The sequence below is a fragment of the Snodgrassella sp. B3882 genome, assembly GCF_026535915.1.
GTDB lineage: Bacteria > Pseudomonadota > Gammaproteobacteria > Burkholderiales > Neisseriaceae > Snodgrassella.
This window is the reverse complement of sequence record NZ_JAFNPF010000001.1, coordinates 904277-926421: the sequence shown is the minus strand read 5'-3', so window position 1 is coordinate 926421 and position 22145 is coordinate 904277. Positions and strand designations below refer to the sequence as shown.

The 22145-nt window shown below is 40.9% G+C and carries 19 protein-coding genes; 8 read left to right on the top strand and 11 right to left on the bottom strand.

Features of this window, described 5'->3' with window-relative positions; translation table 11 throughout:
- Nucleotides 1-214: 214 nt before the first annotated feature.
- The gene (ilvA, locus tag J3U68_RS03950; protein WP_416384627.1) at nucleotides 215-1792 is read left to right on the top strand and encodes a threonine ammonia-lyase, biosynthetic; all 1578 of its coding nucleotides are present in this window, start codon (nucleotides 215-217) and stop codon (nucleotides 1790-1792) included.
- A gap of 584 nt (nucleotides 1793-2376) precedes the next feature.
- Here the strand turns inward: ilvA and recR are convergent.
- From recR to rpsF, 8 genes are all read right to left on the bottom strand, one after another.
- Nucleotides 2377-2982: a recombination mediator RecR gene (recR, locus tag J3U68_RS03945; RefSeq protein WP_267374868.1), complete on the bottom strand. Its 606-nt coding sequence runs from the start codon at nucleotides 2980-2982 to the stop codon at nucleotides 2377-2379.
- A gap of 226 nt (nucleotides 2983-3208) precedes the next feature.
- Complete coding sequence (locus tag J3U68_RS03940; protein ID WP_267374866.1) at nucleotides 3209-3550, bottom strand: YbaB/EbfC family nucleoid-associated protein; 342 nt, start codon at nucleotides 3548-3550, stop codon at nucleotides 3209-3211.
- Between the two features lie 50 nt (nucleotides 3551-3600).
- Nucleotides 3601-5580: a DNA polymerase III subunit gamma/tau gene (dnaX, locus tag J3U68_RS03935; RefSeq protein WP_267374864.1), complete on the bottom strand. Its 1980-nt coding sequence runs from the start codon at nucleotides 5578-5580 to the stop codon at nucleotides 3601-3603.
- Nucleotides 5581-6068: 488 nt separating this feature from the next.
- A complete protein-coding gene (gene mltB, locus J3U68_RS03930; protein ID WP_267374862.1) occupies nucleotides 6069-7142 on the bottom strand; it encodes a lytic murein transglycosylase B in 1074 nt (357 codons plus the stop codon).
- A gap of 119 nt (nucleotides 7143-7261) precedes the next feature.
- Nucleotides 7262-7717: a 50S ribosomal protein L9 gene (rplI, locus tag J3U68_RS03925; RefSeq protein ID WP_267374860.1), complete on the bottom strand. Its 456-nt coding sequence runs from the start codon at nucleotides 7715-7717 to the stop codon at nucleotides 7262-7264.
- Between the two features lie 15 nt (nucleotides 7718-7732).
- On the bottom strand, nucleotides 7733-7963 hold the full coding sequence (gene rpsR, locus J3U68_RS03920; RefSeq protein ID WP_025330416.1) for a 30S ribosomal protein S18: 231 nt from the start codon (nucleotides 7961-7963) through the stop codon (nucleotides 7733-7735).
- 5 nt (nucleotides 7964-7968) lie between these two features.
- Entirely contained in the window at nucleotides 7969-8265 is a 297-nt protein-coding gene (gene priB, locus J3U68_RS03915; protein ID WP_267374841.1) for a primosomal replication protein N, read from the bottom strand.
- A 20-nt stretch (nucleotides 8266-8285) separates the two neighbouring features.
- A complete protein-coding gene (gene rpsF / locus J3U68_RS03910; protein WP_267374838.1) occupies nucleotides 8286-8666 on the bottom strand; it encodes a 30S ribosomal protein S6 in 381 nt (126 codons plus the stop codon).
- 321 nt (nucleotides 8667-8987) lie between these two features.
- On the opposite strand from rpsF, the gene J3U68_RS03905 reads away from it, so the two are divergent.
- The 4 genes from J3U68_RS03905 (at nucleotide 8988) to nirC (ending at nucleotide 12535) form a co-directional block, all read left to right on the top strand.
- Entirely contained in the window at nucleotides 8988-10409 is a 1422-nt protein-coding gene (locus tag J3U68_RS03905; RefSeq protein WP_267374835.1) for a mechanosensitive ion channel family protein, read from the top strand.
- Complete coding sequence (gene nudB / locus J3U68_RS03900) at nucleotides 10399-10848, top strand: dihydroneopterin triphosphate diphosphatase (RefSeq protein WP_267374833.1); 450 nt, start codon at nucleotides 10399-10401, stop codon at nucleotides 10846-10848. The genes J3U68_RS03905 and nudB overlap by 11 nt, the downstream gene beginning before the upstream one ends.
- A gap of 18 nt (nucleotides 10849-10866) precedes the next feature.
- A complete protein-coding gene (locus J3U68_RS03895; protein ID WP_267374831.1) occupies nucleotides 10867-11613 on the top strand; it encodes an endonuclease/exonuclease/phosphatase family protein in 747 nt (248 codons plus the stop codon).
- A gap of 151 nt (nucleotides 11614-11764) precedes the next feature.
- Nucleotides 11765-12535, top strand: a complete 771-nt coding sequence (gene nirC, locus J3U68_RS03890) for a nitrite transporter NirC (protein WP_267374829.1) — start codon at nucleotides 11765-11767, stop codon at nucleotides 12533-12535.
- Nucleotides 12536-13100: 565 nt separating this feature from the next.
- On the opposite strand, the gene J3U68_RS03885 is transcribed toward nirC, so the two are convergent.
- Nucleotides 13101-13700 (bottom strand): phosphatase PAP2 family protein, encoded by a 600-nt coding sequence (locus J3U68_RS03885; protein ID WP_267374827.1) that lies wholly within the window; start codon nucleotides 13698-13700, stop codon nucleotides 13101-13103.
- A gap of 470 nt (nucleotides 13701-14170) precedes the next feature.
- On the opposite strand from J3U68_RS03885, the gene hemB reads away from it, so the two are divergent.
- Entirely contained in the window at nucleotides 14171-15184 is a 1014-nt protein-coding gene (gene hemB / locus J3U68_RS03880) for a porphobilinogen synthase (protein ID WP_416384626.1), read from the top strand.
- A gap of 231 nt (nucleotides 15185-15415) precedes the next feature.
- Here the strand turns inward: hemB and J3U68_RS03875 are convergent, their stop codons facing one another.
- Nucleotides 15416-17140, bottom strand: coding sequence for a cation:proton antiporter (locus tag J3U68_RS03875; RefSeq protein WP_267374825.1), 1725 nt, complete (start codon nucleotides 17138-17140; stop codon nucleotides 15416-15418).
- A 317-nt stretch (nucleotides 17141-17457) separates the two neighbouring features.
- On the opposite strand from J3U68_RS03875, the gene J3U68_RS03870 reads away from it, so the two are divergent.
- Nucleotides 17458-18396 (top strand): Dyp-type peroxidase, encoded by a 939-nt coding sequence (locus J3U68_RS03870; RefSeq protein ID WP_267374823.1) that lies wholly within the window; start codon nucleotides 17458-17460, stop codon nucleotides 18394-18396.
- A 462-nt stretch (nucleotides 18397-18858) separates the two neighbouring features.
- On the top strand, nucleotides 18859-20361 hold the full coding sequence (locus J3U68_RS03865) for a cation:proton antiporter (RefSeq protein ID WP_267374821.1): 1503 nt from the start codon (nucleotides 18859-18861) through the stop codon (nucleotides 20359-20361).
- Nucleotides 20362-20669: 308 nt separating this feature from the next.
- Here J3U68_RS03865 and thrC read toward each other — a convergent pair whose 3' ends face one another.
- Complete coding sequence (gene thrC / locus J3U68_RS03860) at nucleotides 20670-22085, bottom strand: threonine synthase (protein WP_267374819.1); 1416 nt, start codon at nucleotides 22083-22085, stop codon at nucleotides 20670-20672.
- Between the last annotated feature and the right edge of the window lie 60 nt (nucleotides 22086-22145).

The window sequence follows — 22145 nt, the reverse complement described above, 5'->3', positions numbered from 1 at the left end:
TTGCATACAGCAGAAAGCAAGTATCATTAATTGGCTTCTACAATTGTTTGAAACTTTAAATTAACTTAATGTCGAATTATGCAGCCTAAGCATAGAGATATTTAACAGATACTGATAAAATTAACCTTAGTATAAAAAAATGAACATTTTATCAGTTCTGTTAACAAACTGTGTCTTACCGTGTCCTGCAAAGATACGGATTGTCCATTTTAAGATGCTCGATACATTATACCCACCTACTTTCCTCAAAATGAATATGAATGCCTACTCAGACTATCTGACCCGAATACTCAATGCCGCTGTGTACGATGTTGCCATCGAAACACCACTGAATTACGCCGCAAACCTGTCTGATCGTCTGCAAAACCATATCTGGATTAAACGAGAAGATTTACAGCCGGTATTTTCCTTCAAAATTCGCGGCGCTTATAACAAAATGGCTAAATTAGACCAAGCCATCTTACAAAAAGGCGTCATCACCGCCTCTGCCGGTAACCATGCCCAAGGTGTTGCTATGTCAGCACAGAAACTTGGCTGTGCCGCCACCATTGTTATGCCCAAAACCACCCCACAAATCAAAATCGATGCAGTCAAAAAACGTGGTGGTAAAGTTGTCTTAGCCGGAGAATCGTATAATGACGCTTATGACCACGCCATGAAATTAGTGGCTGAAAGTGGACTCACCTATATTCCACCTTTTGACGACCCCGATGTCATTGCAGGTCAAGGAACCATCGCCATGGAAATATTGCGGCAACGTCATCAGCCAATTGATGCCATATTCGTTGCCATCGGAGGTGGTGGTATGGCTGCAGGTATTGCCGCTTATATCAAAAATGTGCGACCTGAAATCAAAGTAATTGGTGTAGAAACAGATGATGCGTGTGGTATGAAACAATCCATCGCCGCAGGTAAACGAATTGAACTCAAAGAAGTTGGACTATTTGCAGATGGCACCGCAGTTAAGCTCGTTGGTAAAGAGACATTTGCGATTTGCCGGGATTTATTAGACGATATTATTACTGTTGATACAGATGCTGTCTGCTCCGCTGTCAAAGATATTTTTGATGATACTCGCAGTATTACTGAAACGTCTGGCGCTCTCGCTTTAGCAGGTTTAAAAGCGTATATTGCCAAAGAACAATGTCAGCAGCAAAACCTAATAGCCATTGCCAGCGGTGCCAATATGAATTTCCATCAGTTACGCCATGTTTCCGAACGGTGTGAACTGAGCGAAAGTCATGAAGGTATATTTGCCGTCACCATTCCGGAAGAGCCAGGAAGTTTTAGACAATTTATCGATTTGATCGGCAACCGTAGCATTACCGAATTCAATTATCGCTACGGAGATAGCCAAAAAGCGCATATATTTGTCGGCATACAAAGCAATAATGCCGCTGATCTGGCGCAAATTGCAGCTGATTTAAACGCTCATGGTCTGCCTACTTTAGATCTAACCCACAACGAAATGGCTAAACTGCATATTCGCTATATGGTTGGGGGGCGCACCAACAAAGTTGCTAATGAAAGATTGATCAGCTTCGAATTTCCAGAACGGCCAGGCGCATTGGCACGTTTTCTAAACCACATGCAATCAGATTGGAATATCACCTTATTTCATTATCGCAATCACGGTGCCGATTTTGGTCGCGTGCTGGTTGGACTTGATATTCCCCCTGCCGATTCCAGTAAATTTACCGCTTTTTTAAATAATGTCGGTTATCACTATTATGATCAAACCGATAATGCTGCTTACCAGCTCTTTCTTAGCGACAGCGTGAAGCAAGGCTAACATTCCTAAAAGACATCGTTAACAGCAGCATTGAGCCGAAAATAGAGAATCTATATTCGATATGAAGAAAAGCGATCAATTGATTGCCGATCAATAAGATGAATATGGTTTATAAGTAAGTGAAGAACCTAAGGTTGCTTTGTTTATAAACATTTTTCGCCTATTTCCACCTTGTATCCAAGCGGTCAACGTGGAAATAAAGATGCGAACCAAAGCAAGTATAAATCTAGATTAAGATGATATTTGAACAATGAAAATTGATCAGGATCAGGCATGGGGCTTTATTCCGGCTGCCTTTTTGATCCTATCAATGTTTTGAAAATGCCATACTTCAAACGCCAAAATACGATTGATCTTTGCGTAGAATTAAATCATTAATAAAACGAAAGTGAATGGATTGATAACGGTTTGCCACAATACAACTGCTTGAATAGCCATTGTGCCGTGTTAAAAAAATTCTAAAATGAGACCATTAAAATAAAATCTGTTGGCTAGGATGCAGATTTAGCATGATCATCATCTAATTGATAATGCATGCATTAAATCCATAGTGACACAATCAATCAACTCCTAAAAAGTGCGAATTATTTGATATTACGGCGTTCATAAACCGCCTGTGCCAACGTTCCTGCATCTACATATTCTAATTCACCACCTAACGGCATACCGCGCGCCAATCTGGTCACTTTAGCCGGAAAATTTTGTAGAAGTTGCGACAGAATATAGGCAGTCGCATCACCTTCAGCGGTAAAATTGGTCGCAATGATCACTTCTTCAATCTCATATTGCTGCAATCGAGAGATCAGTTTCTCTAAGGCAATGGCTTGCAAATCCGCACCTTGCGCTGGATTAACCTGCCCCATCAACACAAAATATAAGCCATCATGACAATTTGCCGCTTCCATACTGGCCACATCAACCGGCATTTGTACAATCATCAACCGCTTAGGATTGCGCTCATGATCTGCACAAATGTCACATAAATCTCCTTCACAAAAAGTGTTACACAAACGGCAATGATGCACTTGCAATAAAGCGGCTTGAATGGCTGCCACTAACTCCTCTGCACCTGCACGTTTATGTTGTAATAATTCATAAGCCATTCTTTGCGCTGTTTTCGGCCCAACATTAGGCAAGACTTTTAAAGCATTAGTTAGACGGCTTAGCGCATCTGTAGATTTAGTACTCATAGTGTACTCATCAAAAAATTTCGTAGTGAACAAAATAATAGATTAAATCACCTGCACATCAGTGATCAACAATCTCTTTCTCATCGCTAAAGAAATGGTTTAACTCAAAGACACTTAGCAGCAAGTATTGACCGTCAGATGAAAGACGAAAAAGTGAGAACAGACAAAAATAAAGCTTGATCATTTGGGAGAAAAAACTCAACCGAGCGTTTTCTCCCTAAATAGATTATTTAAAAAAATCACCCATACCAGCTGGTAAATTCATCCCTTGGGTAAATTGTCCCATACGTTCTGATGAAGTCGCTTCTGCTTTACGCACTGCATCATTCACCGCAGCAGCAATCAAATCTTCCAACATTTCTTTATCTTCGACAGCATCAGCCAATAAACTATCATCAATATGAATACGTTTGACGCCATAATGACAGTTCATGGTCACCTTAACCATACCAGCACCAGACTCACCCTCTACTTCAACATTCGCAAGCTCTGCCTGCGCTTTTTTCATACGCTCTTGCATTTGCTGAGCTTGCTTCATCAAACCGCCTAAACCTGCTTTTCCAAACATATTAACTTCCTTATATCTTAAATTTAAAGGGCAAAATTCTTAATCAATACTCAATCACGTAGTTGTAAACTTTCGGTTACCCAATTGGCATCAAACGTTTTCATCAGATCTTGTACAAATGGTTCCGCTTCAAGGCTGGCTTGTGCCTGTTGTTGCGCCTGTTCTTTCAAGCGTTGTTGCCGCATAATTGGCGTTTCTAAAGTTGATTGGTTTGTCCAGGCACAAGTTGTGATATGAATCGGTTTGCCATAAGCCACCGATAAACTATCAGCCAAACGTGTCAACAATTCTCTATTGGCAGTAGGCTCCCCCTCCTGAGCTAATGCAATAGTTAATTCACCATTTTGCTCATTATAGTCAGCCACTGCTGAATGTTGACTGAAGAGCTGCACTGCACCCAGTTTATGTGCCAATAGCGATAAAATTTTGGGCCAATTCTCAGCAGTTAATTCTGGTAGTTTTTCTGCCAACGTACTAGATGCAGCTTGCGATGTCGCAGATGACTCGTGGCTTGGCTCAACCGCAGTGGCATCATCTGCCTCACTTTTGGCCGTAGGCAAATCATTAGTCGGCACACTTTGCGGTATATCTACAATCTCTGTGGAGATGATAGACTCTTCGGCCATGAAATCATCTGGTGGTGCAACTGGTATTGTTGCGGTTGCATCCGCAGTGATCGTCGCTAAATCTGCAGCAGGCGTCTGGTCTACTGAGGTATCGAGCCCAGTAGATGCAGCTCCTTTTTGCTGACCAGCATCAGCATTGGCAGGAGAAGGTTTTGCCAAATCTGAAGTTGATGACTGAGATTCAGCTTGTCTAGCTTCTTCAGGTGGTAATGCGCTGACCTCTCCAGTATTCGCGCTTTGCGGCACAGTTTCATTAGCGGTCGCATTTTTTAATCCACTGCCGGCTATTTGCCCGTGCAATCGCTGTTCAGATAAAGCAGCGAGCGGCGTAAAGGCAAGCATGCGCAGCAAAGTCATGATAAATCCGGCATGTTCATCTGGAGCCAAAGGCAAGTCAGCCTTACCGCGCAAAGCACATTGATAGTAAAGCTGGATTTGCTCTGGTGAGAATAAACTGGCCAAGCGAGATAACGTAGAATATTCAGGATCATCAGCCTGAATGGCCGTTGGAACCGTTTGCATCAAGCTTAATTGTTGCAGCAGTAAAGCTAATTCGGTCAGCGCACCATCAAAACCAATGGCATGATTCGTCATGTCAGCAGCCTTGGACAATAAAGCTTGTCCGTCTCGATTCGCCAAGGCTTCTAGCAGCCCATACAAATAACTTTTATCTACCGCGCCAATCATATTACGCACATCGGCTTCGGTTACCTGCCCAGACCCAATCGCGATCGCCTGATCAAGCAAACTGAGTGCATCGCGCATCGAACCGGCAGCAGCTCGTCCAAGCAAATGCAAAGCAGTATCTTCATAGGTGATTTGTTCTTGCTGAAGTACGTAGACCAAATAATCATATACTTGAGTACTATTTAAATTACGCAAGACAAATTGCAGACATCGGCTTAAAACTGTGACCGGTACTTTTTGGGGATCGGTTGTTGCCAGAATGAATTTAACATGTTCTGGCGGTTCTTCAAGTGTTTTCAACATAGCATTGAAAGCACTCTTGGACAGCATATGTACCTCGTCTATGATATAGACCTTATAACTGCCCATAGTGGGAGCATATTGCGCGTTTTCTAACACCTCTCGTATGTTGTCTATACCGGTATTAGAAGCGGCATCGATTTCCAACACATCAACAAAGCGTCCGGCATCGATCTGCTGACAAGAATTACATTGATTACATGGTTCGCCATGTTCAGAATGAGGACAATTTAGACTTTTAGCCAGTATTCGCGCAATGGTGGTCTTGCCCACTCCACGCGTTCCGGTTAATAAATAAGCATGATGCAATCTTCCCTTATCCAGAGCATTGACCAATGCCTTGACCACATGTTCCTGACCGACTAAGTCGGCAAATTTTTTCGGTCGCCATTTACGCGCCAATACTTGATAAGTCATAGCCATCCGCAGCTGCAGTGCAGCAAAATCAATTCAAAAAATGGATACTTCATCAGCAGAAGATCACAAACCACCCTATTGTAACTAAAAACCAGGCAACAAAGTAAAAGTAAAACGTAGACTATCTACCATTGTGTAACTGGTTTAATCCCTAGTACCCATATTTAATAAGGTCTAAGCGGTGAAATTCAAGCTTTAGATTCAAACAGAACTCAGTTTTATCCGCGTAGCAGTCCCATAGTGATCACCAATAAAATTATCGTATTGACTAGCTGCAAACAATAATCTTCTATCTTATTTTAAATTCTTCCCACGCCAAATACAGACAAGGTGGTTATGTAAAGCATTGTTGAATTACTTGCCGGCGTAGCATCTCTCTATTTGGGGTTACAAGAAAGATCAGTCCTTTTCAGGTAGTAAACTTTGATTGCTTATAAGCAAACAGCCATCTATAGGCATAAATGGCTGTATGTGCTTTCAGGTATAAATTAAAGTTTGGCAGACGAATAGCTCACATTATTTGCAATCTTTCTGACTGCGGCCACATAATGCCGACTATGGTTATATTGCCAAATCGTATAAAAATTATTCAAACCAAACCAATATTCATACTTTCCAGGCATCCGTTCCAACTGATATAGAATACCCTTTTCCTGATCTTGAATGTTTGAAGGAATAACCACACCCAACTGACGTAGCTGACCGGCGGTATATTTTAATTCTGTTGGTTGATCTATAATCGCTTGTATTTGCGGTGTTATCTGTAAATTAACGGGTACGGCAATCGGCTGACCGGTCTTCCATCCGTGCTGTTTCATATAATTGGCTACCGACGCCAGTGTATCGCCAGTATTACCCCAAATATCTCGCTGACCATCACCATCCCAATCAACCGCATATTGTCGGTAACTAGATGGCATAAATTGCGGCATTCCCATAGCGCCTGCAAAACTGCCTTTGAAACTGAGGGGATTACGCTTTTCCTCATATGCTAATTGCAAAAATTCAACCAATTCTCGCTGAAAATATGCCGCACGCCGAGGATAATGATATCCCAGCGTCGTCAAGGCATCGGCAACACGATAAGACCCCATGGTGGTGCCATAATTGGTTTCAATCCCTATGATTGCCACTAATAATTCAGGAGCCACTCCATAGCGTTTAGAGACAGATTTGAGTGTTTCGGCATGATTTTTCCAAAACACTTTACCATTATTTATGCGCAAATTATTGGCATTATTTTGGGCAAAGGTATACCAAGGCAAAGAAGTTCCTGGTCTGTCCATCCCCTTTATAATACTTGGTTTAAACTGCACATTTTGGAAAAATTCATTAAGTTGCTGCTGCGAATAATGCCCTTTTTGTAATTCATTGGCCATAAATGATTGGACATCACTTCGACGTACCAAATCCAGACCACTATCTGTTATGCCAAATTTATCATTTTCTACTGCAGTTGCTGATGCCGAAGTTAGGGGCTTTAAAGGCTTTTCTGCTGGTTGTTTTACTCTTTCGCACCCGGCAAGCAATATGGCGAAACCTAATATCCAAGCAAGTCTCATTGTTATGGTTCCTTATTAAAGCAGGATAGTAGTCTAATCTATTTTTTCCTAGTTGGTAAAAAAAAAGCTGTCTAGAATTTTCTAGACAGCTTTTTTGGTCAATTTCTGTTGGATAAATCTTATTCAGCAGCAGCGACAACAGTCACAGTCACAGCAGCAACAACATCACTGTGTAAAGCAACTTCGATTTCGTATTCGCCAATTGCTTTCAAAGGACCATTAGGCAAACGGATATTTGCTTTAGTAACTTCAACATTCAATGCAGCTTTAATCGCTTCAGCGATATCGTGCGTGGTTACAGAACCAAACAGACGACCATCCACACCTGCTTTTTGAGCAACATTGATACTCTGACCATCAATTTTTACTTTACGCGCTTCGGCATCAGCTAAAACTGCGGCTTGTTGAGCTTCATATTCAGCACGTTTCTCTTCGAAGGCAGCCAAATTAGCAGCATTAGCACGCTGAGCTTTACCTTGAGGAATCAAGTAGTTACGAGCATAGCCATTTTTAACATTAACCAGATCACCCAGATTACCCAGGCCACCGACTTTTTCTAACAAAATAATCTGCATAATAAATCTTCCTTATTATTTATGTTGATCGGTGTATGGCAGCAAAGCCAGAAAACGTGCACGTTTTACAGCAGTTGACAGCTGACGTTGGTAATGCGCTTTAGTACCAGTAATACGTGCAGGAATGATTTTACCATTTTCAGTAATAAAATCTTTCAATAAATCTACTGCTTTATAATCAACTTGTTTGATACCTTCCGCAGTGAAGCGGCAAAATTTTCTACGTTTGAATGATTGACGAGCCATGTCGTTTAACCTTTATATTCACGAATTTGTTGGATATGTAGTATCGGGCGGGAATGGTAGACACCCTTTTGTGCCAGAAATCCTTTGATTTCAACCATAGCGCCGGGTTGATACATCCAGTTTTTTGCTAAATCGCCTAATGCTTTGGCCTGAATCTCTACTTTTGCCAGATAACGTTGCTCCAGTTCAATTTGCCATGACTCATGTAAAAGCCACATGGTTAAAACCGGCAACCCAGCAGGGGTATAGCGCAGATCATCTAAACTTTTAATCTGTGCACATAGGCTTAGCTGATTTAGCAATTCATACTCATTTTTATCAATTAAGCTTCTGCGGTTTCAGCAGCCGCTTCTGCACTGTTACCTGTAAGCAGATTTTTAGACTTTTCGTCTTTCATCATTGGAGAAGCTTCAGTCACAGCTGCATCCATTTTTACAGTTAAATGACGCAACACTGCATCATTAAAACGGAAAGCAGTTTCAATTTCATTGATTACTTCTGGAGTGGTTTCAACATTCATCAACACATAATGTGCTTTGTGAATTTTGTTGATTGGGTAAGCCAGTTGACGACGACCCCAGTCTTCCAGACGGTGAATAGTACCATTAGCTTCGGTGATCATGGCTTTGTAGCGTTCAACCATCGCACCGACTTGTTCGCTTTGATCCGGATGGACAATGAACACGATTTCATAATGACGCATGTGTACTCCTTGTGGCTAATCAATCCCTCTGCCATGCGAAGTGCAAAGGGCAAGGTTGAAAAGCGAAGATTATATACGCTTTTGTTATCTGAATCAAATACAATGCTGATATGCAACCATCAGTCTTAGGCTCTGGTGCAAGCTTGTGGCAGCAGAACTTCAAATTCTTTTCTTAATAACACAATGATTACTTAGATTAAGCTAAATTAACCCCTAAAAATCAAAGTGGCTTAGGCATCAAGTTATTAACGCTATTAACAGTTTACAGATTCTGCATAAATGCCTAACATAAACCCTAATTTTTATTAAATATGTTGTGTTATGAATCACTATTTTGATGCCATGTTTGCCCGTAAAGAATTTCTGGCGCGCCTGTTGGCGCACAGTTTTAATTCTCCTAAGGGCTGGCTGGAACTTGCTATTTCCATATTGCTAATGCTTTTTACTTACTGGATTAGCAAAAAAATCATCGTTAAATTTCGTTTTAACGAACGTCTGGTCAAATTTCCTTTTCTCCGCCATTTAATTTTACGCCTTGTTTGGCCAGTTTTATTACTAGTTTGTACCATTTTTGCCATATTTATCTGGCGGGTAACGATGGTTGAATCCGTCTTATGGCTGCAACTGGTTGCTTTTACCGCTCGTTGGATGATAGCCATACGAATTATATTGTCTGTATTACACAATGCCATTCCAAATAATTATTTTAATGATCATTATGAACGCAACCTATCAAAAATATTATGGGTTTGTTTCATTTTATGGCTAACCAATCTGGATACCTTTATTATCCGATTATTAAAATCTTTGTCTTTACCCATTGGTTCCACCAATCTTAGCCTGTTTACCGTCATTACCGCCTCGATCACCGTTGGCATAGCCATCATCATTGCCTTGTGGCTTTCACGTATGACCGAACAGCACATTTTGCAGGCCAACAGATTAGATGTGAATCTACGATATGTCTTGGCTAAATTAATTAAATCACTGTTTGTCGTCATTGCTGTATTGATTGCGCTACCGATGGTTGGGATTAATTTAACCATGCTGTCGGTATTTGGCGGAGCCTTAGGTGTCGGACTGGGACTAGGTTTACAAAAGATTGCCAGCAATTATGTTTCCGGATTCATTATTCTTGCCGACCACTCTGTGCGCCCTGGCGATCGTCTGAATATCAATAATTTTACAGGTTATGTTACTAAAATCACCGCACGGTTTGTCGTTTTACGCAGTAGTGACGGCTCGGAAGCTCTGATCCCCAACGATACGTTCGTTTCCAATACCGTGATCAATGATTCTTACTCTAGCAGAATTATGTCTAATAACCTCACCGTACAGGTTGCATACAATACTGATCTGCCCAAAGCGTTGGAAATCATCAAACAAGCGGCGATTAAACAGCCACGAACCTGCGAAGAGCCAAGACCAAATAGTTATGTAACCGGTTTTGCCGATTCGGGCATTAATTTATACGTTAATTATTGGATCAGAGACCCTGAAAATGGCTTTATGAGTATTAATTCAGCCATATTATTGGAGATTTGGAACCGTTTTAAAGAGGAAGGCATTGAATTTCCATTTCCTCAACAAGAAGTACGCATACTGAATGACGAGGCTGATCCAATTGCGTTACACAATCAGGCATTAACTGGCACTACTGCGGAACAAAACCTGAATAATCTGGCCAATGACTCCAGCAATCACTCCATAAGCACAACACATACCTCAACCCATGATCAATAATAAACCTTATAAACAACCCATCTCTGTTTTGGTGGTTATTTACAACGACCAGCAGCAGATTTTATTACTGGAACGTGCAGACAAACCCGGTTTCTGGCAATCAGTAACCGGTAGTCTGGAAGTTGGGGAAACCATACAGCAAACCGCCATTCGTGAAGTGGCTGAGGAAACTGGGATTTTGGCCACCACATCTGCCATTGATGATTGGCATCAAATTAATCAATATGAAATTTATCCCCATTGGCGTCATCGCTATGCTCCAGAAGTAACACACAACACCGAACATGTGTTCTCTCTTGGTGTCAGCTCCACCACACCCATCAGATTGTCACCACATGAACATCTGCAATATGGCTGGTTCTCCATTCAGAAAGCCATCGACATGGTTTTTTCGCCCTCCAATCGTGAAGCTTTAGTCCAGCTTCCACAACACTGGTAAGCTCTATTTTATAAACCTATGAACACCATTACCATTGCCACTTATAATATCCATAAAGGCATGTCTGCACTCAATCTCAAAGTGCAACTTACCCAAATGGCCACTGCCTTACAACAATTGTCACCGGATATACTGTTTTTGCAGGAAGTTCAAGGTAAAAATAGCAAACGGGCAGAATCCATTCCAGATTTCCCGCAGCGACCTCATTATCAGGAATTAAGTGAACATATGGCTTACCATATTAGCTACGGTCGCAATGCGCAGTACAAATATCGTGATCATGGCAATGCTATATTAAGCAAATTTCCCATCACCACTGTGCATAATCTGGATATTAGCGTTAATAGCCGAGAACAACGGGGCATGTTGCATTGTGAAATCCAACTTCCCCATTGGTCTGAACCCTTAGTTTGTCTATGCGCCCATCTGAATTTACTCGAGCCAGACCGAAAAAAGCAGTACCAAACCATTCTGACATACATTGAAACAGAGATTAATCCCGAAAGTCCGCTCATCTTAGCCGGAGATTTTAACGACTGGCGTAAACGCTCACATGATAATCTGGGCTTAAAACTGGACATGACCGATGCTTTTTATCACTATCGCAAAGCCCCCAAAACCTTTCCTGCCAGATTACCTTTATTAAGTTTAGACCGGATTTTCACTCGTCATTTGAAGATATTGCAGGCTAAACCATTAAAAGGCTTGCCGTGGCAAAAACTTTCTGATCATCTGCCTTTATATGCCATATTAGAACCTGAATAAATTGCTTTATTAAATTGAGCCCAATTGCAACTTAAAAAAAGTACAAAAAATTTGACTCAGCTGCTCAAACTTAGCCAGCCAAATTAAAGTAAAATACACCCCCTTTTAAAACCTAATCACATCACAGCCATTCTTAAGGTTATTGATCAATATGTACACCGATACCATTAATAAATGTGCAGCCAATGCCGCACGGATTGTTCGTTTAGCTCAAGCCAACCCTGTCAGTTTTTGGCTTAGTTCTGCTATGGCTGGCGCTTATATTGGTCTGGGCATCATCTTAATTTTCACCTTAGGTAACCTGATCGAACCGTCTTTACGCCCCTTAGTCATGGGGGCTACATTTGGTATTGCTTTAACTTTAGTTGTGATCGCCGGCTCAGAACTATTTACCGGCCATACCATGTTTCTAACCTTTGGCGTTAAATGTAGAAGCATCACCCCTGTGCAGATGTGTGCTGTCTTACCTCAAACCTGGCTAGCTAATTTACTTGGCTCTATTTTTGTCGCCGCATTGTATTATTACGCCGCGACACCATTATTATCCTCTGAAACCAGTCTGGTACACAGTGTCGCCTTGGCAAAAACTTCCGCTCCTGCCATCACCCTTTTCTTTCGGGGAATATTATGTAACTGGTTAGTTTGCCTGGCCATTTGGATGGCAAACAGAGTAGAAGGTGCGGCAAAACTCATCGTCATCTGGTGGTGCCTTTTTGCCTTCATCGCCTGTGGCTATGAACATTCAGTAGCCAATATGACTTTATTTGCCTTGTCTTGGTTTGGTCATCACAGCGCAGCATTGACCTTAACAGGTATTGCTCACAACCTCCTTTGGGTTACAGTGGGTAATCTTGTTTCTGGCGTTATGCTGATGGGACTGGGATATTGGTATGCCACCCCCAAAGCTGACCGCCCTAAATAGATTAAAATCATACGACCTGATTTAATCGATTATCATTAAAATGCTTCAAAACCAAGATTCATCATGCATAAAAATGACATTTAAATAATCAGATTTCTCTTGTTGTATGAGATTGAAAATTACTTTTAAAAGCGTATCGAAAATCATCCACTAAAGAGCAACACCAGCAGCAGGCAAAATTTTGCTTCAAGATTTAAAAAAGCTCAGGAGACTGAGGGCTATGGACCAAATAACCTAATCAGAAATCTACCCCCTTATAGCCAATGCTTTCCAAGCTGCTGCGTGCATGTGCTGGTTTACTCTGTTTAAAGTGCTTAGGAAGGCGCCGAAGAAACAGTTAAAGCCATGCATCGTCAGACTTACCTTGACTCAGTAATGATCCAACAACATTCCGCAGATGATGGACCAAGGCGGTGTGGCGGTAAAAACCAATTAGAATGAGCTGAAATAAATTGGCATTTAGAGTACCTCATTAAGGATTTAGTATTTGCATATGGCATTGTTTCTCATTGCTAACCAGTGCATCTAGATGAAATGGGATAAATAGCGTGCAAAAATATCGGCCTCAGCTTTGATTAACATAGTTTAACCACATACGCATTCCGTAACCGACTACCCATGCCAGCATCAGACCAGCAACTAAATCGATAAAAACATGTCGACGCAATTGAATAATGGACAAACAAATCAATATTCCCCATAACACTAATCCTAGCGAGCGCAACTTATGGCTAAAATTAACCGCTCCCCAAATGGCAACAACCGTTAAGGCTACATGTAGAGATGGTAAACAGTTAACATTCACATCTGAGATTAAAACTTTATGGTATAGAAACGAACTGACAGAAATAGGAGGGGTAGCCGCAAAATCTACCATGGTTGGATAAGTAACAAAACAAATGCCTGCTATCAGCCCACAACCAATGAAGCTAAAACTCATCCAGCGAATATTGGCATAGGGAGCAGATAAAAAACAATATGGAATAATTAGAAAAAACGACAGATAAGGCCACACAGCATGTTCTGTAAATGGTATCGACTTATCTACAAGACTGTATCCCAGCAAAATAGGATCCTGTTGCAAATACACACTTCCATAATATACAACACCCACTGAAAGCCAACCCAGTATCAAATATCCCAAGCGCTTAACCACTTCGCCCACTGCTCACCTACCCATATTAAGTAATTTAAACACCTTCATGACTATTTTTACATACAAAGGTGTCAAAATTAATAAAAAAAAATGCATCGAATTCTTGCAAGCTGCATCACCAAAAAATAATCAAACTGAGTATATTACCAGCCGTTAAAAAACTAAATACTTTGAGATAACTGAACTAATGCTACACCACGTTCGATCATGCTCTGCCCTTGAGATACCGTGATTTTGACCAACTTCACGCTGTGAATTAATAATCGCTTGCCGCAAACTATATTTCAGCTCTGTTGAGGCCAGTGATGAAGCAATATAGTCAACCAATTACAATATTCATTTAAGCAACATTACTTATTGTTTAAGAAATAGCCTTAGAAACACACAGCAAAAACGATTAAAATAATCCCCAAATCATAGACTATTCTAATACCCTAGGTATTAACTTTTCTCAAAGACACTTTCACGCCTCGTAAAGGATGAATAAATTGAATTTCCCACCACGAACCATGCCCAATACGCGCATGCGCCGTATGCGACATGATGAGTTTTCTCGACGCATGATGCGCGAACACACATTAACTGCAAGCGATTTTATTTTGCCGGTATTTGTCCATGAAGAAAAAGGGCGAATTCCGGTGCCATCCATGCCAGGAGTAGAACGTTTATCAATCGATGAATTATTAAAAGTAGCTGAACAGGCTTTAGAATTGGGCATTCCGGTTATTGATCTGTTTGGTGTCCCTGATTTATCACTCAAAACAAGTGATGGACGGGTTGCATGGGATGAAAACGGGATCATTCAACGTGCCATCCGCGCCCTCAAATCCCGTTTCCCCGAATTGGGTGTCATGGCCGATCAGGCACTCGATCCCTACACTACCCATGGTCAGGATGGCGTAATCGATGAACATGGCTATATTCTTAACGACGAAACCATCGAAGCCATCATCAAACAAACCCTTTCTCATGCTGAAGCAGGCGTTGATATCGTTTCGCCCAGCGATATGATGGATGGTCGTATAAGTGCGATCAGGGCAGCATTAGAAGAAAACGGCTTCATTCATACCCGCATTATGTCTTATTCAGCCAAATATGCCTCCGCTTTTTATGGACCATTTCGTCAGGCTGTAGGTAGTGCCGCCAATCTGGGTAAAGGCAACAAATATACCTACCAAATGGATCCGGCCAACAGCAACGAGGCATTGCACGAAGTTGCTATGGATATAGCCGAAGGTGCAGATATGGTGATGATTAAGCCAGGCTTACCTTATCTGGATATTATCCGTCGCGTTAAAGATGAGTTCGCTGTCCCAACCTATGCTTATCAGGTTTCAGGAGAATACGCCATGTTACAGGCAGCCATCCAAAATGGCTGGCTTGATCCTAATCTGGTCATTCTGGAAAGCTTGCTGGCCTTCAAGCGTGCAGGAGCCGACGGCATACTGACCTACTATGCGCTGGATGCCGCTCAACGACTAAAAAATCAGTAAGCTTAGGCAAAAAACCAGATGCTGCACTTCGATTAACCTTCATTAAGTAAGATGATGGATACCTTAATACAGTGCAGCAACCTGGGTTTTAAATCATTCAAACGTAATTTATACCGTGGATTGATTTCATTATTAATTCCTACTTCAGAAATATTCAATATCAGAAATCTATCGACATTCTTTTTTGAATCTTTGATATAGCAGTGATTCAACAGCAATCTTGCCACGCATTTACATTAATACTTGCATGATTTCATTCGCCAAGACTATTTGATTATCCACCACATTTGTTGCTCCAGCTTGTAAATAAAGCTGTTTGTCATCTTCATTATGGCTAAAAACAATAATTTGCAGATGTGGATTTTGCGCTTTGGCAGCTTCAATAATCGCTATGGTTTCAGTTTTATTCTGAATGGTAATAATTAAATTTTTTGCCGTAGCTACAAACACCGCATCAAGCATACCTTCTGATAAAGCATGACCATACGCCACTGGAATTTGTTGCGCTCGTAACTGAGCCACGATATCTAGCCGATTCTCTTGTACATACACCGTTTCATTTTGCAGTTGTAGCCGTTTTAACACTTCCTGCCCGATTGATCCTGCACCAACTATAACGGTATGCTCACTCACTTCTGGGGCAATAACCATATTTTCATCCGCAAAATAGATGGAAATAGGTTTGATTGGAGAGGCTAATTTGGCATGCGGCTTGGCTGATAATAAATCAACTTCATGTTGCACTGATGATGTGCCCATTTCAGAAGATGATGGTTTATGCAGATAACGGTTGAGCCAAACAAATAGAAAAGGGTTACATATTATTGAGATTAATGCACTACCCAAGATCAGATCGCTGGCTAGTTGCGGTATGATTTTATAAACAGAACCAAGACTGGCGATCATGAACGAGAATTCACCAATTTGGGCTAAAGCAATGGCAATAGTCAATGCTGTCTGAACAGGATAGCGCAATAACCTGACAATCATAAACGCACCTACCCCTTTACCAATAATCACAACAAGCAACGTAGCCATTAACAATAATGGTTCACGAATAATGATACTGGGGTCAAACAGCATACCTACGGAAACAAAAAACAATACGGTAAAGAACTCGCGCAAACCGCTGGACGCATCTTCAGCGGTGTGGTTCATGCTGGTTTCGCTGATGATGGTGCCGGCAAAAAATGCCCCTAAGGCAAAAGAAACCCCAAACAGGTAATTGGCTAAAATGGCGCATCCCAATGCAATTGCTATAACCGCCAAACGAAACAATTCAGAATTTCCGGTACCAACCACAATGTGTAAAGACCAGGGGATTATCTTTCGACCTAATAACAGCATAATCACGACAAAAGCGATGATCTGAATGCTGGTTTTACCCAACAAATACATGACTTCTGTAGAAGAGACATCTCCTTGACCGGATAGAATAGGAGCCAATGCTGGAATCATAACCAAAACAAATACCATGGCAATATCTTCAACAATCAACCAGCCGGTTGAAATTCTGCCTTGGGTTGAATCGCCCAAATTCCAACGCTGTAAAGCAGCAATCAATACAACGGTAGAAGCGCAAGATAAAGCCAGCCCAAAAACAATACCGGCTCCTGTCCCCCAACCGGCAAGCCAGGCCAAACCCCATCCCAGCAAGGTAGCCATGATGATCTGTATTAATGCTCCGGGTATGGCAACCTTTTTAACCGTCCATAAATCACGAAAAGAGAAATGCAATCCCACTCCAAACATCAGTAAAATCACACCTAACTCAGCCAATTGCTGAGAAAGATGCATATCTGCGGTAAAGCCATGGGTGTAAGGCCCAACGATGATACCCGCAAATAAATATCCTACTAACGGCGGCATACGCAGCTTTTGAGCAGCAAAGCCAAGGATGAAAGCGAAAAATAAACCACCGACTATGGTTTCAACTAATGGAAAAGAGTGATGCATTATCCTCTACCGTGATAATAATTATGAGTAATCATTCTATTTTAAAATAAAAATGAGTTTTACAGAGAGCTTTTGTTCAATTTTGCGGTAAAATTAGAATAATTTAATTAATTTATGCTTAATAGAAAACCAATTATCCCCATATTCAGTTCAAGTTTGATTATTGAGATGAATGATATTTTCTTCCCCTTTTGGTTTTTCTTCGCAAAAAATGAAAATATAGTCATTGATTGACATCAGTTTTGCCAGTCAACTTTGGTCTCAAAAACCAATCTTCTATAGAAGTATCAGTATTAAATGGTTTAAGGAAACAAATAATGACAGTAGTAAGAACTTCTCCGGTCATAGCCTCTCCGGGTAAAAGTGTTTTGTTTATCACATTAGGCATCACAGATAATCCAGAGTCCTATGCCAAAGTAATTGAATTTGCCACTGGTTTTTCTGCGCTGCTACGCAGTATGCAAAACCGTTTTTATGGTGAGAATTTTAATGCTTTAATGGGTATTGGCTCTGATGCTTGGGATAAGTTAAGACCGGGTAAACCCAAACCTAAAGAGTTGGTTCCGTTTACTCCGATACAAGGACCGAAGCATACAGCCGTAGCCACCTCTGGTGATTTATTTTTCCACATACGCGCGGATCGTCAGGACATTTGTTTTGAAATGGCGGCGATGATCAACGAGCTTTTAGGTGATGCCACTTATTATATTGATGAAGTCAGCGGTTTTCGCTATTTGGACGGACGCGCCATTATCGGCTTTGTCGACGGTACAGAAAATCCAGATGAGTGTGACAAAACTAAGTTTGCTTTAATCGGTGATGAAGATCCTGAATTTCGATATGGTAGCTATGCATTTACGCAAAAATATTTGCATAATATGCAAGCTTGGCGCCAGCTACCTGTAGAAGAACAGGAAAAAGTTATTGGGCGGCGTCGCTTTAATGATATTGAGTTATCCGATGAAGAAAAACCGGCTACAGCGCATAACAATGTTAGCAAGGTTTATGATCAAGATGGCAATGAAATGAAAATTATCCGTGCCAATGTTGCCTTCTCTCAGGCATCTAAAAATGAATACGGCACTTTTTTCATTGGTTATTCGCGTTCTTTTGCCGTGACCCATCAAATGCTAAAGCAAATGTTTAGTGGAAATGCTGAAGGACACACAGATCGACTTTTGGACTTCAGCACGCCGGTAACAGGCACGTTGTTTTTCATTCCTTCGCCTGATTTTCTGGATGAATTTGACGTTTAAAGTCCAGTTTTTATCTCTGTCATAAAATTTGGTAAAATAATCATCTTGGATATCAGTCAAACTTGTTAGACCACAGATACTTTGCTAAGTCGATAAAGGAATAACTGTTGGTGCTGAACTTCCAAGATGGTTGATGTATTGGTTTTATGCCTATTCAAAGTATCGATTCTAGCTTTATTACTCAGAATTTTTCTGATTGAATAATTGATATTGTTCTTTATGTGGCTTTATCCGGCGTCATTTTTCTACCCGGTTTGATAATCAACTATTTGGTCACAGAAATGTGATTTTAACCATTTCAAATTAAACTGCGTTCGAAATCTATTTAAAATTTCGAACAGAAAGATATATGCTCAATATGTGCTTAATAGCCAATTGAGTCAAACAGTTTTATTATTGTAGTCTTTAAGTATCAATATTTAAATTTTTAGCTCACCATAATTTAAACAGGAAAATATTTGCATGGGCAGTGTACTTTTTCTTCAAGCAGTAACAGTTATTTTTTCGCTGTCGATTGTGACAACGTTATTGAATAAGCGCCTGTTTGATATGCCTCAAGCGATCGGGGTGCCTATTGTTTCAGCTATTTTGGTCTTTTCACTCCAATGGTGCATGAATCAATTTGGACGCAACCATTTTATCCATGTAGATATTATGGCTTTGAAAGCGGCGGTTGGACATATCAATTTTTATGATTTCCTGCTTAATGGGGTAATCTGCTTTATTCTAACTTCTTCTGCATTGAAATTCAAAATATCAGATCTCAAACGGTATTGGCGCCAAATTCTTATTTTAGCGACATTAGGCCTACTACTCTGCTCCCTGCTGTTTGGTGGCATGATTTATGCTTTCCAATTTCTGGTGGGTGATTATGTCCCTATTATGGTTTTATTGTTGTTGGGCTCTGCTTTGGGTGCCACCGACCCAATTGGCATCAAAGGGGTATTAAGCTCCATCAGAACGCCACGGCATTTAATGGTTAAACTTGAAGGCGAGTCCTTATTTAATGACGCGATGTGTATCGTGGTGTTTATGACCATATTGACCTTGATCAGTGGTCAACATGTCTCTCCCATCAGTGTGGTGGAAAATTTCTTTTATGAAATTATTGTCGCCGTGATCATTGGCTATGTGTTCGGTAGTGGCGCGCTGCGATTACTGCATGGAAAACATGAAAATGAATCCTTGATTTTGACTACAGCCTTACTGGCATCGGGCTCATATTTGGTTGCTTATTTTGCCCATGCTTCCGGTCCTATCGCTTGTGTCGTTGCCGGATTAATCGTAGGTAATAAATGGCAGGAAGTGTTACAGAAAAAAGAAATCGACGACGTGAATAATTTCTGGCATGCCGTTGAGGGAATCATTAACTCATTTTTGTTTACATTAATCGGTCTGGAATTATTTATTGTTGATATCAACAAAACGATTGTTATCGGCGGTGTTGTCGCCTTTATTCTGCTTCATATCAGCCGCTTTCTCGGCAATATTTTGGCATTCATTCTCTTTCCGAAAGTGTATAAAAAAAGTTATCACGGCAGTCTGGTTATTTTGTCATGGGGCGGAGTTCGCGGTGGTATCTCACTAGCTTTGATTCTGGCGGTGGCCAATATGCCGGCTTTAGCCAAATATAGCGATATCCTGATTGGCTATACATTTATTTGTGTATTGTTGTCTGGTGTAGTCTGTGGTCTTGGATTGCCTGAAGTGCTGAATGCGTTTTATTACAATCCGAATGAACCTAAAAAAGGCTTTAGAGGCTGGTATCAACGCCAGTGTCATCGTTTTAACCGCAGTGGTGTCATGTATACCATTGAAGATCGGGCAGATGGGACAGAATATATTTCTGTTTATAATCCTGTAGCGGTAGCAAAATCATCTTCTGATCCTAGTGAAGAAATTACGCTGACACCTGAAGAGCTGAAACAAAAGGTAGACAAACTGGAAAATCCAGATAATTTCTAACTATAATAAAAGCCAGCATGTTTTATCTGCTGGCTTTTTTATTTGCTGAATATATAGTGTTATATCAAATCGCTAGCAATTTCCACGAAAATTTAGTCACATAGGGCTTTTGCCGCCAAATCACCAAGTGATTGGGTCAAACCATTTAATTACTCATGCATAAAATTCGGCATGCTATCCACTACTTGAAGAACCCTTGGCCATTTTTCGTGCCAGAAACATCATGGTGTGATTACCCAAATCAAGTTTTATTGCTTTTGCTGTTGTGACTGCTTGTTACAGTAACAAAATTAAAAGTCGAATAACAACTAATGATCCAATTGCGCTTGCACAAACTCTTTGACAGCCTGAGCATCATTTTCCAGAACGGTCACTTTTTGTGGCAAATCTTCTAAATGACATAATTTTTCCGGGCGAGGTATGTTTATGTCATCTCCTATGGCCTCTCGTATCGTTTCTGCAAATTTTGCAGCTTTGGCCGTTTCCAGACAAACTATTACTTCACCGATATCACGCAGTTCGCGCGCAACTTTGACTCCGTCCGCTGTATGCGGGTCGATAATTTCGCCATCTTCAGCATACACTTGAGCTATCGTTTGCACCCGATCGGCATGAACACTTTTGCCCGCAGCAAAGCCAAATTGGTACTGAATTTTATGCATAAGCTGGTTCAGATCAAACCCTTTGCCCTCACTCACTTGTTGCCATAAATGACGAACTTCTTCAGGCTGATGATCAAGTACATCATAGATAAAACGCTCAAAATTCGAAGCTTTAGAAATATCCATTGATGGACTGGATGTAACGAAAGTATGCGCCGCATCGCGAGGACGATAATGCCCTGAAGTGAAAAATTCGTTTAATACATCATTTTCATTCGTTGCGACAAGTAAACGATGAATAGGCAGCCCCATATTACGAGCGATATGCCCTGCCAGCACATTACCAAAATTTCCGCTTGGCACGCAAAAAGAAACCTTTTGCTCATTTGAGTTGGTGGCGGCAAAATAGCCTTTGAAATAGTAAACTATTTGCGCCATGATACGCCCCCAATTAATGGAGTTTACCGTGCTCAGATGATAGTGCTGCTTGAAAGCATGATCATTTTGCAGTGCTTTAACAATATCCTGACAATCATCAAACATGCCACGCACAGCAATATTGAATATATTTGGCTCATGCAGGCTATACATTTGTGCCCGCTGAAACTCACTCATTTTGCCATACGGAGAGAGCATAAAAACATTGACGCGTTCTTTTCTACGCAATGCATATTCCGCCGCCGAACCGGTATCACCACTGGTTGCGCCAATAATATTGAGCATGCGGTTTTCACGAGCTAATACATATTCGAACAAATTACCCAGTAACTGCATCGCCATATCTTTAAAGGCCAAAGTTGGACCATTAGACAAGGCTTCTATTTTGATGCCATCTTTTAAAGTTCGAACCGGCGTAATTTCTTCGGTACCAAATATCTCTTTAGTATAAGTTTTATCAATAATGGCTTTTAGGTCAGTTTTAGGAATATCAGTAGCAAACAAACTGATAATTTGCAAAGCCAGTTCGGGATAACTTAATGAGCGCCAGTCATGTAAAGTGTGCGCATCGATATGCGGATAAGATTCAGGTAATAGTAGACCACCATCTTCAGCCAACCCTGCCATCAACGCCTGACTAAAACTTTTTGGTGCTGACTGTCCTCGGGTGCTAATGTATTTCATCACTTCTCCCACATGATTTTAAGCAAATTAAAATAAAGAATTTGACACATAGTATCGCAA

What these genes read in the sequence shown, in the direction of transcription:
- J3U68_RS03940 (WP_267374866.1), bottom strand. Translation starts at nt 3,550, where the DNA reads ATGTTTGGAAAAGCAGGTTTAGGCGGTTTGATGAAGCAAGCTCAGCAA.
- J3U68_RS03905 (WP_267374835.1), top strand. Translation starts at nt 8,988, where the DNA reads ATGAATCACTATTTTGATGCCATGTTTGCCCGTAAAGAATTTCTGGCG.
- ilvA (WP_416384627.1), top strand. Translation starts at nt 215, where the DNA reads ATGCTCGATACATTATACCCACCTACTTTCCTCAAAATGAATATGAAT.
- nirC (WP_267374829.1), top strand. Translation starts at nt 11,765, where the DNA reads ATGTACACCGATACCATTAATAAATGTGCAGCCAATGCCGCACGGATT.
- rpsR (WP_025330416.1), bottom strand. Translation starts at nt 7,963, where the DNA reads ATGGCTCGTCAATCATTCAAACGTAGAAAATTTTGCCGCTTCACTGCG.
- nudB (WP_267374833.1), top strand. Translation starts at nt 10,399, where the DNA reads ATGATCAATAATAAACCTTATAAACAACCCATCTCTGTTTTGGTGGTT.
- thrC (WP_267374819.1), bottom strand. Translation starts at nt 22,085, where the DNA reads ATGAAATACATTAGCACCCGAGGACAGTCAGCACCAAAAAGTTTTAGT.
- hemB (WP_416384626.1), top strand. Translation starts at nt 14,171, where the DNA reads ATGAATAAATTGAATTTCCCACCACGAACCATGCCCAATACGCGCATG.
- J3U68_RS03865 (WP_267374821.1), top strand. Translation starts at nt 18,859, where the DNA reads ATGGGCAGTGTACTTTTTCTTCAAGCAGTAACAGTTATTTTTTCGCTG.
- J3U68_RS03875 (WP_267374825.1), bottom strand. Translation starts at nt 17,140, where the DNA reads ATGCATCACTCTTTTCCATTAGTTGAAACCATAGTCGGTGGTTTATTT.
- J3U68_RS03870 (WP_267374823.1), top strand. Translation starts at nt 17,458, where the DNA reads ATGACAGTAGTAAGAACTTCTCCGGTCATAGCCTCTCCGGGTAAAAGT.
- rpsF (WP_267374838.1), bottom strand. Translation starts at nt 8,666, where the DNA reads ATGCGTCATTATGAAATCGTGTTCATTGTCCATCCGGATCAAAGCGAA.
- J3U68_RS03895 (WP_267374831.1), top strand. Translation starts at nt 10,867, where the DNA reads ATGAACACCATTACCATTGCCACTTATAATATCCATAAAGGCATGTCT.
- mltB (WP_267374862.1), bottom strand. Translation starts at nt 7,142, where the DNA reads ATGAGACTTGCTTGGATATTAGGTTTCGCCATATTGCTTGCCGGGTGC.
- rplI (WP_267374860.1), bottom strand. Translation starts at nt 7,717, where the DNA reads ATGCAGATTATTTTGTTAGAAAAAGTCGGTGGCCTGGGTAATCTGGGT.
- recR (WP_267374868.1), bottom strand. Translation starts at nt 2,982, where the DNA reads ATGAGTACTAAATCTACAGATGCGCTAAGCCGTCTAACTAATGCTTTA.
- dnaX (WP_267374864.1), bottom strand. Translation starts at nt 5,580, where the DNA reads ATGACTTATCAAGTATTGGCGCGTAAATGGCGACCGAAAAAATTTGCC.